This window comes from Stenotrophomonas sp. YJH_SMC_138 (assembly GCF_059369855.1).
The window spans coordinates 912,922-928,898 of the sequence record NZ_JCAFTB010000001.1 but is presented as its reverse complement, the minus strand read 5'-3'; the positions used below and the strand labels follow the sequence as shown (position 1 = coordinate 928,898).

General features: G+C 67.0%; 14 protein-coding genes. 10 read left to right on the top strand and 4 right to left on the bottom strand.

Annotated elements, in window-relative coordinates:
• Nucleotides 1-132: 132 nt before the first annotated feature.
• On the top strand, nucleotides 133-1,863 hold the full coding sequence (aceK, locus tag AC5P7I_RS04115) for a bifunctional isocitrate dehydrogenase kinase/phosphatase (RefSeq protein ID WP_169411597.1): 1,731 nt from the start codon (nucleotides 133-135) through the stop codon (nucleotides 1,861-1,863).
• 80 nt (nucleotides 1,864-1,943) lie between these two features.
• A complete protein-coding gene (locus AC5P7I_RS04110; protein WP_262087818.1) occupies nucleotides 1,944-2,834 on the top strand; it encodes an energy transducer TonB in 891 nt (296 codons plus the stop codon).
• Between the two features lie 39 nt (nucleotides 2,835-2,873).
• Here the strand turns inward: AC5P7I_RS04110 and AC5P7I_RS04105 are convergent, their stop codons facing one another.
• From AC5P7I_RS04105 to trxA, 3 genes are all read right to left on the bottom strand, one after another.
• Complete coding sequence (locus AC5P7I_RS04105) at nucleotides 2,874-4,448, bottom strand: sensor domain-containing diguanylate cyclase (RefSeq protein ID WP_032961682.1); 1,575 nt, start codon at nucleotides 4,446-4,448, stop codon at nucleotides 2,874-2,876.
• Between the two features lie 208 nt (nucleotides 4,449-4,656).
• Nucleotides 4,657-6,402 (bottom strand): transcription termination factor Rho, encoded by a 1,746-nt coding sequence (gene rho, locus AC5P7I_RS04100; RefSeq protein ID WP_046429862.1) that lies wholly within the window; start codon nucleotides 6,400-6,402, stop codon nucleotides 4,657-4,659.
• A gap of 227 nt (nucleotides 6,403-6,629) precedes the next feature.
• The gene (gene trxA, locus AC5P7I_RS04095) at nucleotides 6,630-6,959 is read right to left on the bottom strand and encodes a thioredoxin (protein ID WP_005411275.1); all 330 of its coding nucleotides are present in this window, start codon (nucleotides 6,957-6,959) and stop codon (nucleotides 6,630-6,632) included.
• A 508-nt stretch (nucleotides 6,960-7,467) separates the two neighbouring features.
• Between trxA and rhlB the strand changes: the two genes are divergently transcribed.
• From rhlB to AC5P7I_RS04055, 8 genes are all read left to right on the top strand, one after another.
• Entirely contained in the window at nucleotides 7,468-9,189 is a 1,722-nt protein-coding gene (gene rhlB, locus AC5P7I_RS04090; protein WP_262087819.1) for an ATP-dependent RNA helicase RhlB, read from the top strand.
• Between the two features lie 164 nt (nucleotides 9,190-9,353).
• Entirely contained in the window at nucleotides 9,354-10,040 is a 687-nt protein-coding gene (ftsE, locus tag AC5P7I_RS04085; protein ID WP_014648630.1) for a cell division ATP-binding protein FtsE, read from the top strand.
• A 3-nt stretch (nucleotides 10,041-10,043) separates the two neighbouring features.
• On the top strand, nucleotides 10,044-10,991 hold the full coding sequence (gene ftsX, locus AC5P7I_RS04080; protein WP_032961674.1) for a permease-like cell division protein FtsX: 948 nt from the start codon (nucleotides 10,044-10,046) through the stop codon (nucleotides 10,989-10,991).
• 7 nt (nucleotides 10,992-10,998) lie between these two features.
• On the top strand, nucleotides 10,999-11,841 hold the full coding sequence (locus AC5P7I_RS04075) for a response regulator (protein ID WP_019660837.1): 843 nt from the start codon (nucleotides 10,999-11,001) through the stop codon (nucleotides 11,839-11,841).
• Nucleotides 11,838-12,551 (top strand): uracil-DNA glycosylase, encoded by a 714-nt coding sequence (gene ung, locus AC5P7I_RS04070; RefSeq protein ID WP_014648627.1) that lies wholly within the window; start codon nucleotides 11,838-11,840, stop codon nucleotides 12,549-12,551. Before AC5P7I_RS04075 ends, ung begins: the two co-directional genes overlap by 4 nt.
• Nucleotides 12,552-12,829: 278 nt before the next feature.
• Nucleotides 12,830-13,705, top strand: a complete 876-nt coding sequence (gene rpoH / locus AC5P7I_RS04065) for an RNA polymerase sigma factor RpoH (RefSeq protein WP_005411269.1) — start codon at nucleotides 12,830-12,832, stop codon at nucleotides 13,703-13,705.
• Nucleotides 13,706-13,874: 169 nt separating this feature from the next.
• A complete protein-coding gene (locus AC5P7I_RS04060) occupies nucleotides 13,875-14,264 on the top strand; it encodes a type II toxin-antitoxin system RelE/ParE family toxin (RefSeq protein WP_080053023.1) in 390 nt (129 codons plus the stop codon).
• Nucleotides 14,248-14,580 carry a helix-turn-helix domain-containing protein gene (locus AC5P7I_RS04055; RefSeq protein ID WP_014648626.1) on the top strand — a complete coding sequence of 111 codons (333 nt, stop codon included), beginning with the start codon at nucleotides 14,248-14,250 and terminating at the stop codon, nucleotides 14,578-14,580. The genes AC5P7I_RS04060 and AC5P7I_RS04055 overlap by 17 nt, the downstream gene beginning before the upstream one ends.
• A gap of 78 nt (nucleotides 14,581-14,658) precedes the next feature.
• Here AC5P7I_RS04055 and purD read toward each other — a convergent pair whose 3' ends face one another.
• Nucleotides 14,659-15,942 (bottom strand): phosphoribosylamine--glycine ligase, encoded by a 1,284-nt coding sequence (purD, locus tag AC5P7I_RS04050; RefSeq protein ID WP_014648625.1) that lies wholly within the window; start codon nucleotides 15,940-15,942, stop codon nucleotides 14,659-14,661.
• Nucleotides 15,943-15,977: the final 35 nt, after the last annotated feature.

The window sequence follows — 15,977 nt, the reverse complement described above, 5'->3', positions numbered from 1 at the left end:
GCCTGATAGGGTAGGCAGCAGGGAGGCATCAGGTCTGTAGGAATCGTTGCGTTTGTCGCGGCATGCAGTGGCCCTACACAAGCCACCCCACGCCAGCGTATGGTGAGGCAGGTCCTCCCGGGTGAGCCCTGCATGTCCGAGCCTGACACCGTTGCCGACTTGGCGTCGCGCATCGCCGGCGCCATTCACGCCGGCTTCGAGCAGTATCACGCCCGCTTTGCGGCGATCACCGCCCGTGCGCGGCAGCGTTTCGAGCAGCGCGACTGGGTGGGCGCGCGCCGGGATGCAGTCGAGCGCATCGCGTTGTACGACCTGTGCATCGCCGAACAGATGGATGCGCTGCGGCGTCTCGCCGGCGAAGCGATCGGGGAACGCGCGCTGTGGCTGCAGGTGCATGCGCGCTATAGCGCACTGCTGCGGGGGCTGATCGACGCCGAGCTGTACAAGACCTTCTACAACACGCTGTCGCGGCGCTTGTTCTCCACCCGTGGCGTGGACCCGGCGCTGGAGTTCATCGCCTTCGATGTCGAGCCGTCCGATGCGATCACCCACCCGGTCGCACGGCATACCTATGCGGTCTCGCCGACGCGGCCGGTGGAGGCTCTCCAGCGCGTGCTGGCCGATTACCGCTTCGACATTCCGTATTCGCACCAGCTGCGCTGCGCGGCGACCATCGCTGTGCGCCTGCAGGATGATCTGGCCCACTGGGGTGATACGCCGGTGCGCAGCATCGAGCTGCTCGACACCGTGTTCTACCGGGAGCGCCGCGCCTACCTGGTGGGTCGCGTGTTCGGCGAACACCGCTTCTCACCGTGCGTGATCGCCCTGGTCAACGATGGGCAGGGCCTGCGTGCAGATGCGGTGCTGACCCGGCGTCGCGATGTCGCCCATCTGTTCGGCGTGTCGCGCAGCTATTTCCAGGCCGACCTGGCCACGGTGGGCGATGCGGTGGTGTTCCTGCGCAGCCTGTTGCCGGGCAAGCCCATTGATGAGATCTATACGGTGTTGGGCCGCGCCAAGCAGGGCAAGACCGAGCGCTACCGTACCTTCTTCCGCCACTTCAACGAACATCCGCAGGAGCGGCTGGTGCATGCCGAAGGCACGCCGGGCATGGTCATGGCGGTGTTCACCCTGCCCAGCTATCCGCTGGTGTTCAAGCTGATCCGCGACCGCTTCGCGTGGCCGAAGTCGATGTCGCGGCAGCAGGTGGAAGAGAAGTATGCGCTGGTGTTCAACCTCGACCGTGTCGGTCGCCTGCTTGATGCGCAGCCGTACCGCCATCTGCGTTTCCCGCGCGACCGCTTCGCACCGGCCTTGCTGCAGGAGCTGCTTGCGCAGTGCGCGCAGAGCGTGCGCGTCGATGGCGATCAGGTGGAAGTCGCACTGTGCTACGTGCAGCGTCGCTTCCGTCCATTGAACCTGTACCTGCGCGAGCAGGGCGGCGACGCGGTGCGTGCGGCGGTACTCGACTACGCGCAGGCGATCACCGACATGGCGCGCAACAACATCTTCCCCGGCGACATGCTGCCGAAGAACTTCGGCGTATCGCGGCATGGCCGGGCAGTCTTCTACGACTATGACGAGCTGTGCCTGGTCAGCGACTGCGTCTTCCGCGCCTGGCCGCAGCCGCGCACGCCGGAGGAAGCCATGGCCGACGAACCCTGGTTCCACGTCGGGCCACGCGACGTGTTTCCAGAGCGCTTCGGCCCGTTCATGGGCCTGCCGGCGGGCGAGCTGGCGGCGGTGCGCGAACATTACCGGCACCTGTTTGATCCCGCGTGGTGGCAGGGCCTGCAGGCGCGCTTCGCCAGCGGTGATTATCCGGATACCCCGCCCTATGCGGCGGTCCATCGCCTGGCCTGAACGGCGTGGCGTGGACTGCCTGCCGGTCCCGCTCGGACTGCGGTACGCTCGGGGTTCACCTCATCACCATGGATCCGGCAATGATGCGTTCCCCCCTGTTCCTTGCGCTGGCCCTGGCGTTCGCCGCCGGTGCTCCCCTGCTGCCGGCCGATGCCATGGCCCAGAACGCGCGCGCCGTGCGCGCCACTGCCGAGATGAGCATGGTGCTGTCGGGCAGTATCGACGTGGCGGCCGATGGTTCGGTCAGCACGCTGGTCCTGGACCAGCGTGCCATGCTCGCACCCGGCATCGTGTCGTTCGTGGAAGGCGCCATCCGCGGTTGGCAGTTCGAACCGACGCTGCGTGATGGTACGCCGGTGCCCGTCCACGCGCCGCTGCGCGTACGCCTGCGTGGCAAGGAGCAGGAAGACGGCAACTACCAGATCAGCATGACCAGCGTCGACTTCAGTGAATATGATCCGAAGGCTACCGATTCGATCACCCAGAAGCGCATGCCGCCGCCGCGCTACCCCGAAGAGGCCTACCGCAATGGCGGGCAGGGTGACGTACTGCTGCTGGTCAAGGTCGCACGCGACGGCACCGTGGCCGATGTCATTGCCGAGCAGGTGAACATGACCGTGGTCGCACCGGAACGGACCATGGACAGGATGCGCGACATCTTCGCCAAGGCCAGTATCAGTGCGGCCCGCAAGTGGACCTTCTCGCCGCCGACCACCGGCGAGGACAGCACGCGGGATTCATGGACCGTGCGCGTGCCGGTCACTTTCGCCCTGAACAACAGCGACAACGGCCAGCCGGAACGCTACGGCCGCTGGCGTGCCTTCATCCCCGGCCCGCGCCAGGCCGCACCCTGGCGCACGCCGGATGGCGCCGGACAGGCGGGAAGTGATCTGCTGCCGGCCGGCGGCGTGTACATGGTCGATGGCACCCAGCGCGGCCTGCGCCTGCTGACGCCGCTGGCGCAGCGCTGAGCCCGGTGCGATGGAGCGGTCGGCCAGGCCGGCCGCTTTTCAGTCCGCGTACGGGTAGACCACCACGCGGTTGCGGCCCTGTTCCTTGGCCATGTACAGGGCCTTGTCGGCCAGCCGCAGCGCCTGCTCGGCATCGACATGGAAGCTGGGGAAGTGGGCCACGCCCAGCGACACGGTGATGGTGCCGACCGGCTCGAACGGATGATCGGCGATGTGCTGGCGCAGCCGCTCGCCGGCCTGGCGCGCCGAGTCGGTACTGATGCCCGGCAGCAGCAGCAGGAATTCCTCGCCACCGGCACGGCAGAGGATGTCGCTGTCGCGCGAGTAGCGGCGCATCTGGTCGGCGATATGGACGATGGCGGCGTCACCGACGTCATGGCCGTGGCTGTCGTTGATCGATTTGAAGCGATCGATGTCCAGCGCCAGGATCGCGAACGGAATGCCCTGCACCTGCAGCGCATCCAGCGCCTGCTGCAGGCCGCGGCGATTGAGCAGGCCGGTCAGCGGATCGGTACGGTTGGCGCGGTTGAGTGTGCCAATGCGGTCCTGCAGGGCGTTGAAGCTGTGCAGGACCGCCTGCTTGAGCTGGGCAACCTCGAAGTACCATGCGCGGATGCCGCTGACGTGGTTGATCGCGCTGCCGGTGTCCTCGCCACCCTGCACGTTGCGCGCCAGCTGCCACAGCGGCATCGAGATGCGCCGGGCGAACCACCAGGTGATCAGCAGTGACAGCAGGCCGAGCGGGATCGCGTTCCAGATCACCGCGGTCATCAACCGTGACAACGGCTGCAATGTGGCCTCGGTCGGCCGCTGGGCGATGATGCCCCAACCAGTGGCCGGTACCGGCGCGTAACCGGCCAGCATCGACACGCCCAGGTTGTTACGGACCTGCTGCGCGCCGCGCTCACCGCGCACCACCGCCTTCACCGCCGGGTTGCCGACCACGTAGTCGCCGACCCGCTTGCCGTCGGCGTGGTACAGCAGGCGGCCATGGCGGTCGACCACGTACAGGTAGGAGCCGTCGCGGTAGTAGTGCTTGCCCAGCAGCGTATGCAGCGCGCTGCGCTGGCGCAGGTACAGGGTACCGCTGACGTAGCCGCGATAGTGGCCCTGGCGGTCGAAGATCGGGTGCGACAGCGAGACCAGCAGCTTGCCTGTGGTCGACTGGTACGGGTCGCTGATCATCGGCTGGCGTGCGGCCAATGCGGCATTGTTGCCGACGCTGTGCAGGATCTCGCCCTGCAGCTGCAGGGTCTGCGGCGAGGTGGCGATCACCAGGCCGTCGGCGTCCACCACCAGCGAGGAATTGAAGCTGTTGGTCTGCAGCTGCAGGCGGCTGGCCTCGTCCTGCGCCTGTGCCGGATCGAGGTCACTCTGGCCGAGCCGGGTGGCGGCGTAGGCCAGCTCCTGCTGTGCGGCCAGCAGGAAGTTCTGGGTGGTCTCGGCCAGCTTGGTGGCATAGACGCGGTTGGCTTCCAGGGTATTGCCGACCAGCTGGTCGCGCTGCACGCGGTAGCTGGCCAGCAGGGTATTGGCCAGGGCGATGATGGCGCTGAGCAGGGCCAGGGCGAGGATCAGCTTGCCCAGGTTGAGGCGGGGAGACAGCGTTCGCATGCGTCGACGGATCCGGCAGGAGGCTGGACCCGACCGGTTCTCCGGAAGGGGCGACAGCGGAATCGGTGGCCACGCCCGCAGGGCCGGGCAGGGTATCGGGCGGATTATCGCCAAAAGTCGGCGGCGGCAAAGTGAAGTGGGTCGCCCTGCAGGCAAAAAAAAACCTGCCGCAGCGAGCGGCAGGTTCCTTTCGATGCAATGCCGTGGATCAGCGCTTCATCGAGCCGAAGAACTCGTCGTTGGACTTGGTGTTCTTCATCTTGTCCAGCAGGAACTCCATCGCGGCCATTTCATCCATCGGATGCAGCAGCTTGCGCAGGATCCAGATCTTCTGCAGCAGTTCCGGCTCGATCAGCAGGTCTTCGCGGCGGGTGCCGGAACGGTTGATGTCGATGGCCGGGAACACGCGCTTTTCAGCGATACGGCGGCTCAGGTGCACTTCGCTGTTGCCGGTGCCCTTGAACTCTTCGTAGATCACCTCGTCCATCTTCGAGCCGGTGTCGACCAGCGCGGTGGCGATGATGGTCAGGCTGCCGCCTTCCTCCACGTTGCGCGCGGCACCGAAGAAGCGCTTCGGGCGGTGCAGGGCGTTGGCGTCCACGCCACCGGTCAGCACCTTGCCCGAGCTCGGCACCACGTTGTTGTAGGCGCGGGCCAGGCGGGTGATCGAGTCGAGCAGGATCACCACGTCCTTCTTGTGCTCGACCAGGCGCTTGGCGCGCTCGATGACCATTTCGGCCACCTGCACGTGGCGCGCGGCCGGCTCGTCGAAGGTCGAGCTGATGACCTCGCCGCGCACGGTGCGCTGCATTTCGGTCACTTCTTCCGGGCGTTCGTCGATCAGCAGCACGATCAGGTGCACGTCCGGATGGTTGGTGGTGATGGCAGTGGCGACCTGCTGCATCATCATCGTCTTGCCGGCCTTCGGCTGGGACACGATGAGCGAGCGCTGGCCCTTGCCCTGCGGCGCCATCAGATCGAGGATGCGGCCGGTAATGTCTTCCGACGAACCGTTGCCACGCTCCAGGGTGAAGCGGCGGCGCGGGAACAGCGCGGTCAGGTTCTCGAACAGCACCTTGTTCTTCGACGCTTCGATCGGCTCACCGTTGATGGTGTCGACGATGTTCAGCGCGAAGTAGCGCTCGCCGTCCTTCGGGAAGCGGATGCGGCCGGAGATGTGGTCGCCGGTGCGCAGGTTGAAGCGGCGGATCTGGCTGGGCGAGATGTAGGTGTCGTCCGGGCCGGCCAGGTAGCTGGCTTCGGCCGCGCGCAGGAAGCCGAAGCCGTCCGGCAGGATTTCCAGCACGCCATCGGCGGCAACGCCGTCGCCGTGGCGGGTCAGCACCTTCAGCAGGGCGAAGATCACGTCCTGCTTGCGGGCACGGGCCACGCCTTCGGAGATCTGCAGCTGCTCGGCGATCTCCAGCAGCTTCTGTGCCGGCATGCGCTTGAGGTCGCTCAGCGAGTAGACCGGGAAGCCCTCGGGCACGTTGGCGTGCGGGCGCGGCACGAAGGGCTGCTGCTCGCCGCCGTCCTGCGGCATGCCGTCATCGCGGCCACCGCGGTTGCGGTCGCGGTCGCGACGGTTGCGGAAACGGTCGCGGCGATTGCCCTGGCCCTGCTGGCCGTTCTGGTTGTAGGGGTTGTTGTTCTGACCCTGGCCCTGGTGCTGCCCACCGCCCTGGTGGTTCTGCTGGCGCTGTCCGGATTCGCGGCCTTCGCCACCCTCACCGCCGCCGGAGGCGGGGGCTTCAGTGGCAGGCGCGCTCGGCGCGGGGGCGGCTGCAGCCGGTGCCGGCGCTTCGGGCGCGGCTGCCAGCGGCAGGGTCGGTTGCGCCGGAGCGGCGCTGGTTTCGGCGGCTGCCGGGGCGGCGGCCTTGCTCACGCGGGGCTTGCGCACGCGCTTTTCGGCGGGCGCATCGGCGCTGCCGGTTTCGGAAGTGTTATCGGACAAGAGCGTTATTCCTCGCTTGAAGGTGCGAGCACCCGGCTGGGGCGGCGAACGTTGGGAATGGGTCTGGAAGAAACTGCGTCCAGAGGGTGCGGCACGCGAGCGCGGCCGGATATGCCGACACTATCATCGGCCTGCGGCGGCATGCAAGGGTCGCCGGGAACAGCATTCATGATGGACGCGGGGCGCCCGCCGGCAGCCGCGGGCAGCGGCTGCCGGGAACAGCAGGATCAGGCCAGGGCCTTGTCCAGCAGGCCGGCCAGCTGGGCCTTGCCCACCGCACCGATCTGCTCGCCGACCTTCTCGCCGTCCTTGAACACGACCAGGTACGGAATCGAACGCACGTGGTACTTGGCGGCCAGTGCGCGGTTGTGGTCGACGTTGACCTTGGCGATCTTGGCGCGGCCCTGGTAGGCATCGGCCAGTTCGTCCAGCGCCGGGGCGATCATCTTGCAGGGGCCACACCACTCGGCCCAGAAATCGACCAGCACCGGTTCCTTGGAATTCAGCACTGCGCTATCGAAGTCGGCGTCGCCGACATGTACAACCTTGTCGCTCATCTTGGTTTCTCGTCTTGGATTGCACCCGGCCATGCCGGAGGTGGGTGAACTGGGCCATGCCCGGTGGCGCGACCCTCGTCGTTGCCTCGCGGCGCACCGCCGCGGTGCGTTCGGCGGGATGCCTGGACGCTCACGGCCGGCAGTGTACCCCTATCGCAGGGCAGGGACAGGCGCCGGTTGGAACCCAGCGTATCGTGATCGCTTCGATGGCCGGTATGTGTCGGATTTCACTGTCTTCCTGTACATGGGGCTGGCAGTGGGCGACACCAGCGAACCCGGGCAGGCCGTTCAAGTCCGGTGTGGCTGGGTGAAGGTAGCGTCTCTGGATGCCATGAGACGCCGCATTCCGGTTTGCCTGCCCGAGTGCGGTAAACTGGGGCATTGTGCGGCGCGCGGACCGGTGGTCCCAGCCTGCCAACCCGCCGCAGGGGCCGCAGTTTGCGACGGTGCCCCTAGACGATGAAGTGCCAGCCGCCCCACGGGCCGGCGGCCATACCAAGACGGACTCATGAGCGACAAACCGCTGACCGATTTGACCTTCTCCTCCTTCGAGCTGCATCCGGCCCTGCAGGCCGGCCTTGAAGGAGCCGGATTCACCCGCTGCACCCCGATCCAGGCGCTGACCCTGCCGGTCGCGCTGCCCGGCGGTGATGTTGCCGGCCAGGCCCAGACCGGCACCGGCAAGACCCTGGCCTTCCTGGTCGCTGTCGTGAACCGCCTGCTGACCCGCCCGGCGCTGGCCGACCGCAAGCCGGAGGATCCGCGTGCGCTGATCCTTGCCCCGACCCGCGAACTGGCCATCCAGATCCACAAGGATGCGGTGAAGTTCGGTTCCGACCTGGGCCTGCGTTTCGCGCTGGTCTACGGTGGCGTGGATTACGACAAGCAGCGTGAGCTGCTGCAGCAGGGCGTGGACGTGATCATCGCCACCCCGGGTCGCCTGATCGACTACGTCAAGCAGCACAAGGTGGTTTCGCTGCACGCCTGCGAGATCTGCGTGCTGGACGAAGCCGATCGCATGTTCGATCTGGGCTTCATCAAGGACATCCGCTTCCTGCTGCGCCGCATGCCGGAACGCACCATCCGCCAGACCCTGCTGTTCAGTGCCACCCTCAGCCATCGCGTGCTGGAGCTGGCCTACGAGCACATGAACGAGCCGCAGAAGCTGGTGGTCGAAGCCGAGACCATCACCGCTGCGCGCGTGCGCCAGCGCATCTATTTCCCGGCCGACGACGAGAAGATCCCGCTGCTGCTGGGCCTGCTGTCGCGCAGTGAAGGCGCGCGCACCATGGTGTTCGTCAATACCAAGGTGTTCGTCGAGCGCGTCGCCCGCTCGCTGGAAAAGGCCGGCTACCGCGTCGGCGTGCTGTCCGGCGACGTGCCGCAGAAGAAGCGTGAGAGCCTGCTCAACCGCTTCCAGAAGGGCCAGCTGGAAATCCTGGTGGCCACCGACGTGGCCGCGCGTGGCCTGCACATCGACGGCATCAAGTACGTCTACAACTACGACCTGCCGTTCGACGCCGAAGACTACGTGCACCGCATCGGTCGTACCGCGCGCCTGGGCGAAGAGGGTGATGCGATCAGCTTCGCCTGCGAACGCTACGCGATGGGCCTGCCGGACATCGAGGCCTACATCGAGCAGAAGATCCCGTCCGAGCCGGTCACCAAGGAACTGTTGACGCCGCTGCCGCGCCCGGAACGCCCGGCCCCGGCTGCTGGCGAGGAAGGTGAGGAGAACGAGAGCGTCGGCCAGATCTTCCGTGAAGCGCGCGAAGCCCGCGCCGCTGAAGAAGAGCGCCGTGGTGGTGGTCGCAGTGGGGGCCGCTCCGGCGGTGGCCGTGGCGAGCGTCGCGAAGGTGAGCGCAGCGGCGAGCGCCGTTCGCGTGGCCCGCGCAAGCCGCGCGTGGAAGGCGAGCAGGTTGCAGCTGCCCCGGCCGAAGGTGCTGAAGCCGCTGTCGCCCAGGCTCCGCGTCCGCCGCGCCCGCCCCGCGCCGAGGGCGCGCCGGAAGGTGCCGTGGATGGCGAGCGCAAGCCGCGCAAGCGCCGTCGTCGTCGCCACGGCCGTCCGGTCGAGGGTGGCGAGGGCGTGCAGGCCAACGCCGGCAACGGCGCCAGCCCGGTGACCCCGGTGCAGGTGGTGGCCAAGCCGGTGCGCACGGCGGCCGACAGCGGCGATTCGTTCCTGACCCGCATCGGCCGCAAGATCCGCCGGATGCTGTCGGGCAGCTGATCGGCGCTGCCGATCAGCGGGAAGCCCCCGACCGCTGGTCGGGTGGCTTTGAACGGTAGTGCCGGGCGCTGGCCGGCAACCCACATGGCTGCCGGCCAGCGGCCGGCACTACCGATCGGCGCCACCGTCTCCACGAGGTCGCGCCGCTCCTGCATAATCGGGGCATGAGTGTCCTGCGCTTCGACAATGTCAGCAAACAGTACGCCGGTGGCCACGAGGCGCTGATCGATGTCAGCTTCGAGGTCGCGCCGGGCGAGATGCTGTTCGTCACCGGCCATTCCGGTGCGGGCAAGAGCACCCTGCTCAAGTTGATCCACCTCGACGAGCGGCCCAGCCGCGGCGCGGTGGTGTTCGACGAGCGCAACCTGCTGAAGGTGCGCGGCGGCGACGTGCCCCGCCACCGACGCGCGGTGGGCGCGGTCTACCAGGACCACCGGCTGCTGATGGACCGCTCGATCGCCGAGAACGTGGCGCTGCCGCTGATCCTGCGCGGCACCCGCCGTGGCGACATCAGCAAGCGCGTGCGCTCGGTGCTGGAGCGGATGGGCCTGGGCCATCGCGAGAAGGCGCTGCCCTCGCAGCTGTCGGCCGGCGAGCAGCAGCGCGTGGGCATCGCCCGCGCCATCGTCGGCGAGCCCAAGCTGCTGGTGGCCGATGAGCCGACCGGCAACCTCGACCCGACCCTGGCGGCGGAGATCATGGCCCTGTTCGCCGAGCTGCCCTCGCGCGGCACCAGCGTGCTGGTGGTCAGCCACGATCTGCCGCTGCTGCGCCGCATGCGCAAGCGCGTGCTGATCCTCGACCATGGCCGGCTGGTGGATGACATCTCGCCGCAGGACCTGGCGGAGTAACCGATGGCGAAGAACGAAAACAGCGAAGCCGCCGCCCCCTCGCGCGTGGGCGTCTGGTTCCAGCACCACGTGCACAGCGTGGTGTTCAGCCTGGGCCGCGCCTGCCGCAAGCCATGGGCGACCCTGCTGACGGTGATGGTCATGGCGCTGGCGCTGGCGCTGCCGCTGGGCCTGTCGATCGCGCTGGACAACCTCAAGCAGTTCGCCGGCAGCGTGCAGCAGTCGCGCGACATCAACGTGTTCCTGAAGGGCAACGTCGATGCACCCGGCGCGCTGCGCCTGGCCGGCCAGCTGCGCGACCGCGACGACGTGGCCGAAGTGAACGTGCGCACGCCCGAGCAGGGCCTGCAGGAACTGCGCGATGCCGGCCTGGGTGAGGCGATCGACGCACTCAACGACAATCCGCTGCCTTCGCTGCTGGTGATCACTCCCGGCCAGGGCAAGGACGACGCACGCCTGGCGCGCGCGCTGGAAAGCCTGCCCGAGGCCGATCTGGTGCAGCACGATGCGCTGTGGCGCCAGCGACTGGATGCCTGGCTTGCCTTCGGTGCGCGGCTGGTGCAGGTGCTGTCGGTCCTGCTCGGCGCAGGTGCCGCGCTGGTGGTCGGCAACACGGTGCGCCTGGACATCCAGGCCCGCCGCGAAGAGATCGGCGTGCTGCAGCTGCTCGGCGCCAGCGATGGCTTCATCCGCCGCCCGTTCCTGTACCTGGGCGCGTGGTACGGCCTGGGCGCCGGCGCGGTGGCGCTGGCCCTGATCGGCGCTGCGGGTGCCGCCCTGCGCATGCCGCTGGCCGAACTCTCGCGCAGCTACGGCAGCCCGTTCGTACTGCACGGCCTGGACCTGCTGCACGGCGGCCTGGTCCTGCTCGGCACGCTGCTGCTGGGTTGGCTGGGCGCCTGGCTGGTCACCGGCCACTTCCTCCGCCAGACCCGCCCGACCGACACCTGAGACCGGCATGCAACCGCAAGCGCTGAAACACCTTGAAGGGCCCGCGACGCGGGTGATGGTGGTCGATGGCTCGAAGCTGGTGCGCAAGCTGATCGCCGACGTCCTGCAGCGTGACCTGCCGGGCGTGGAGGTGATCGGCTGCGACAGCATCGAGGACGCACAGCAGGCGCTGGCACAGGGGCCGGTGGACCTGGTGACGACCTCGCTGACCCTGCGCGATGGCGACGGCCTGGCGCTGGCGCGGATGGTGCGCGAAGCGGCCGGCCAGGCCTATGTGCCGGTGATCGTGGTCTCCGGCGATGCCCAGCAGCACCTTGAGCAGCGCCGCTTCACCGAGTACGTCACCGACTATTTCGACAAATCGCTCGGCCATGAAGCACTGGCGACCTTCATCCGCGGCTACGTGCAGCCGCAGACCATCCCCGGTGCCACCATCCTCTATATCGAGGACAGCCGCGTGGTGGCCGAGGCCACCAAGCGCATGCTGGAACGCCAGCAGTTGAACGTGCTCCACGTGGTCAGCGCCGAAGAAGCGTTCACCCTGCTCACCGCCGAGTCGCTGGGCCGCAGTCGCCACCGCATCGACCTGGTGCTGACCGACGTCACCCTGAAGGGCGAACTGAGCGGTCGCGACGTGGTGCAGCGCGTGCGCGTGGATTTCGGCTACGGCAAGCGCCGCCTGCCGGTGCTGGTGATGACCGGCGATGGCAACCCGCACAACCAGACCGGGCTGCTGCAGTCCGGTGCCAACGACCTGGTGCTCAAGCCGATCGAAGAACGGCTGCTGGTCACCAAGGTGCTGTTCCAGCTGAGGCTGGCCCGATTGAACGATGGACCTCTGTTGCGATGATGGATGAAGTAGCCGACACCCCGACGATCCAGCTGGAACCGAGCTGGAAGCAGCATGTCGGCGATTACCTGTTGCAGCCGCAGATGCGCGAGCTGTCCAGCTTCCTGCGCCAGCGCAAGGCCAGTGGCGCGGCGGTGTTCCCGCCCGGCCCGCAGATCTTCGCCGCGTTCGACGCCACGCCGTTCGAGCAGGTGAAGGTGGTGATCCTCGGGCAGGACCCGTACCACGGTCGCGGCCAGGCACATGGCCTGAGTTTCTCGGTGCCGCCGGGCGTGCCGGTGCCGCCGTCGCTGCTGAACATCTACAAGGAGATCGAGAGCGATCTCGGTATCCCGCGTCCGGACCACGGTTGCCTGATTCCGTGGGCGCAGCGTGGCGTGCTGCTGCTCAATGCGGTACTGACGGTGGAAGAGGGCAAGGCCGGTGCGCACCAGGGTCGTGGCTGGGAAGGCTTCACCGACCACGTGGTGGATGTGCTCAACCGCGAGCGCGAAGGGCTGGTGTTCATGCTCTGGGGCGCCTATGCGCAGCAGAAGGGCAAGGTGATCGACACCCGCCGCCATCGCGTGCTGAAGTCGCCGCATCCGTCGCCGCTTTCGGCCCATCGGGGCTTCCTCGGCTGTCGTCATTTCTCGATGGCCAACGAGTACCTGCAGCGCCGCGGCCAGGCCCCGATCGACTGGTCGCTGCCGCCGCGCTCGGTGCTCTGAGCGCCGGCTGGCGGCCGGGCCTGAACGCCGGACAACGTTCCCTGGCCTGAATGGGCCTCCAGAACGGCCCGTTCAGCTCCGCTTGACCGGAATCGGCCGCTTTACGGCAGGTAATTGCTTGAATTCCAAGGGATTGTGAATCCCGAAAAGCATGCTCGCCACTGTCATCAAATCGCGCTACGGTAGGGCTCTGTTTGGGACCAGTGTTGCATCAATGGGATGCTGGAACTTTTTCCTCCTTTAGCAGTCCAAATCCCGGACTGCTAAGATGGGTGCCTATGAGCCAGAACACCTCTACTGCCCTTGTGGCAAACAATCTCCCGATTCCCAGTGCGCTCGGTTCGCTGGACGCCTACATCGGTGCCGTGCACCAGATCCCGGTGCTGTCGGTCGATGACGAACAGGACCTGGCCCGTCGCTTCCGCGACGGCAACGATCTGGACGCTGCCCGCGAGCTGGTGCATTCGCACCTGCGCTTCGTGGTGCACGTGGCCCGCGGCTACAACGGCTACGGCCTCGCCCTGGGCGACCTGATCCAGGAAGGCAACATCGGCCTGATGAAGGCGGTCAAGCGCTTCGACCCCGACATGGGCGTGCGCCTGGTCTCCTTCGCGGTGCACTGGATCCGTGCCGAGATGCACGAGTTCATCCTGAAGAACTGGCGCATCGTGAAGGTCGCCACCACCAAGGCGCAGCGCAAGCTGTTCTTCAACCTGCGCAAGTCGAAGACGCGCCTGGGCTGGATGAACGCGGCGGAAGTGAGCGCGGTGGCCAAGGACCTGAACGTGTCCGAGCGCGAGGTCATGGAAATGGAGTCGCGCCTGTCGGGTCGCGATATCGGGTTCGATGCGCCGACCGACGAGGACAACGAGCACGCGCCGCCGTCGCCGGCTGCGTTCCTGGTTGCCGATGACGAAGACCCGTCGATGGCCTACGAGCGCGAGGACAGCGAAGATAACCAGATGCAGCTGCTGCGCGAAGGCCTGGCGGAACTGGATGCCCGCTCGCGCGACATCATCCGCCGCCGCTGGCTGGACGCGGACAGCAAGGTGACGCTGCAGGAACTGGCCGACGAGTACGGCGTGTCGGCCGAGCGCATCCGCCAGGTTGAAGCGAACGCGCTGAAGAAGATGAAGGCGCTGTTCACCGCGTAAGCGGGGTGGCGTTGGATTGAAGAAAGGCCCGGCGGAGATGCCGGGCCTTTTTGTTTCTGGAGCGCATCCACGCATGGCATGGATCAATCCTGACGCCAGGGTGGCAGCTGCGCCGACCGGAGCATGCGCTGGACGCTGATTTTCACGCCGTACCACTCGGTGGCACGGTATGATCATGTCACGTGTCTTCCGCACTCGAAGCTTCAACCGCAGTACACGACGTTCTTCACTGACCGATAGAGCCTTGTGCCGCGCGGTGGTGGAAATGCGTCAAGGACTGATTGATGCAGATATAGGGGGCGGCCTTCTCAAAAAGCGGGTGGCGCTGCCGGGCCGCGGAAAGCGCGGTAGCGCCCGCGTTATTGTCGCAACTAGGGTGGGGCACTACTGGTTCTTTCTCTTCTGCTACGAGAAGAACGCGCGCGCGACCATCAGTAGTGCGGAACGGGACGCCCTTCAGCTGTATGCGTCTGAGTTCTTGAGAATGAGCCCTGAACAGTTGGACAGGGCAGTTATCTGCGGAGAACTGCAGGAGATTTGCCATGACAAAGACGGTTGAACATGGACGTGCAAAGAGTGCGATCCTCGATGCGGTGCATGAAGGCGCGGCGGGCCTTTACGCCAGCGGCTTCATCGACAAGCGGCGCATGAGCATGTACGAGGCGCTTTGTCTGAGGCCTGTGCCCGAATACAGCAGCGCCCAGATCCGTGCACTTCGCACGTCGTTGGAACTTAGCCAGCCGGTGTTCGCAGGTGTGCTCAACACCAGCGTTTCGACAGTCCGTAGCTGGGAACAGGGCGGGAAGAAGCCGAGCGGGCCGTCGCTGAAGCTTTTGAACCTGATTGATCGGAAGGGTCTCGAAGCAGTCCTGTAAAGCAAAGGCCCGGCAATGCCGGGCCTTTGCTTTACTGTGGTATTCAATCCGCGCCATGCATGGAAGCGGGGGTGTGCCTCACCCCTCGCGTGCGATCGCGCGCCAACCGATGTCGTTGCGGTGGAACGCGTTGGCCCAGCTCACCTTGGCCACGCCGGCATAGGCATTGGCCTGCGCGTCGCGCACGCTGTCGCCCAGTGCGGCCACGCACAGCACGCGACCGCCCGCACTGACCACGTGGCCCTGCGCATCCAATGCCGTACCGGCATGGAACACCTTGGCACTGGCCGGCACGTCGTCCAGGCCGGAAATCACGTCACCGGTGATCGGCGCTTCCGGGTACGGCCTGGCCGCCAGCACCACGCCCAGCGACGGGCGCGCGTCCCACTGCGCTTCGACCTCATCCAGGCGACCATCGATAGCCGCTTCCACCAGCTCGACCAGGTCCGACTGCAGGCGCAGCATCACTGGCTGGGTTTCCGGGTCGCCAAAGCGCACGTTGAATTCGATCACCTTCGGTGCGCCGCTGGCATCGATCATCAGGCCGGCGTAGAGGAAACCGGTGAACGGGATGCCGTCGGCGATCATGCCCTGCACGGTGGGGTTCACCACCTCGCGCATCACCCGTGCATGCACCTCCGGCGTCACCACCGGGGCCGGCGAATAGGCGCCCATGCCGCCGGTATTCGGGCCGGTGTCGCCGTCGCCGACGCGCTTGTGGTCCTGCGAGGTGGCCATCGGCAGCGCATGCACGCCGTCCACCATCGAAATGAAGCTGGCTTCCTCACCGTCGAGGAATTCCTCGATGACCACGCGCGCACCGGCATCGCCAAACGCGTTGCCGGACAGCATGTCACGCACCGCGTCCTCGGCCTCGGTCAGGCTCATCGCCACGATCACGCCCTTGCCGGCGGCCAGGCCATCGGCCTTGACCACGATCGGTGCGCCCTTCTCGCGCACATACGCCAGCGCGGCGTCCACGTCGCTGTGCACGGCGTAGTACGCGGTGGGGATGTTGTGGCGCGCCAGGAAGTCCTTGGCGTAGGCCTTGCTGCCTTCCAGCTGCGCGGCGGCGGCGGTTGGCCCGAAGATGCGCAGGCCGGCGGCGCGGAAGCGGTCGACCACGCCGGCCACCAGCGGTACTTCCGGGCCGACCACGGTCAGCGCTACGCCTTCGGCCTGGGCCAACGCCAGCAGGCCGTCGATATCGGTCACCTTGACTGCCACGTTGCGGCACGTGTCTTCGCTGGCGGTACCGGCGTTGCCGGGCGCCACGATCACTTCGGTGACACGGGAGGACTGGGCCAGCTTCCATGCCAGGGCGTGTTCGCGGCCGCCAGAGCCGATGACGAGGATCTTCATGGGACAGGGTTCTCGGGTACGGAAGAGAAAAGCCG

What these genes read in the sequence shown, in the direction of transcription:
- aceK (WP_169411597.1), top strand. Translation starts at nt 133, where the DNA reads ATGTCCGAGCCTGACACCGTTGCCGACTTGGCGTCGCGCATCGCCGGC.
- AC5P7I_RS04110 (WP_262087818.1), top strand. Translation starts at nt 1,944, where the DNA reads ATGATGCGTTCCCCCCTGTTCCTTGCGCTGGCCCTGGCGTTCGCCGCC.
- AC5P7I_RS04105 (WP_032961682.1), bottom strand. Translation starts at nt 4,448, where the DNA reads ATGCGAACGCTGTCTCCCCGCCTCAACCTGGGCAAGCTGATCCTCGCC.
- trxA (WP_005411275.1), bottom strand. Translation starts at nt 6,959, where the DNA reads ATGAGCGACAAGGTTGTACATGTCGGCGACGCCGACTTCGATAGCGCA.
- rhlB (WP_262087819.1), top strand. Translation starts at nt 7,468, where the DNA reads ATGAGCGACAAACCGCTGACCGATTTGACCTTCTCCTCCTTCGAGCTG.
- ftsE (WP_014648630.1), top strand. Translation starts at nt 9,354, where the DNA reads ATGAGTGTCCTGCGCTTCGACAATGTCAGCAAACAGTACGCCGGTGGC.
- ftsX (WP_032961674.1), top strand. Translation starts at nt 10,044, where the DNA reads ATGGCGAAGAACGAAAACAGCGAAGCCGCCGCCCCCTCGCGCGTGGGC.
- AC5P7I_RS04075 (WP_019660837.1), top strand. Translation starts at nt 10,999, where the DNA reads ATGCAACCGCAAGCGCTGAAACACCTTGAAGGGCCCGCGACGCGGGTG.
- ung (WP_014648627.1), top strand. Translation starts at nt 11,838, where the DNA reads ATGATGGATGAAGTAGCCGACACCCCGACGATCCAGCTGGAACCGAGC.
- rpoH (WP_005411269.1), top strand. Translation starts at nt 12,830, where the DNA reads ATGAGCCAGAACACCTCTACTGCCCTTGTGGCAAACAATCTCCCGATT.
- AC5P7I_RS04060 (WP_080053023.1), top strand. Translation starts at nt 13,875, where the DNA reads ATGATCATGTCACGTGTCTTCCGCACTCGAAGCTTCAACCGCAGTACA.
- AC5P7I_RS04055 (WP_014648626.1), top strand. Translation starts at nt 14,248, where the DNA reads ATGACAAAGACGGTTGAACATGGACGTGCAAAGAGTGCGATCCTCGAT.
- purD (WP_014648625.1), bottom strand. Translation starts at nt 15,942, where the DNA reads ATGAAGATCCTCGTCATCGGCTCTGGCGGCCGCGAACACGCCCTGGCA.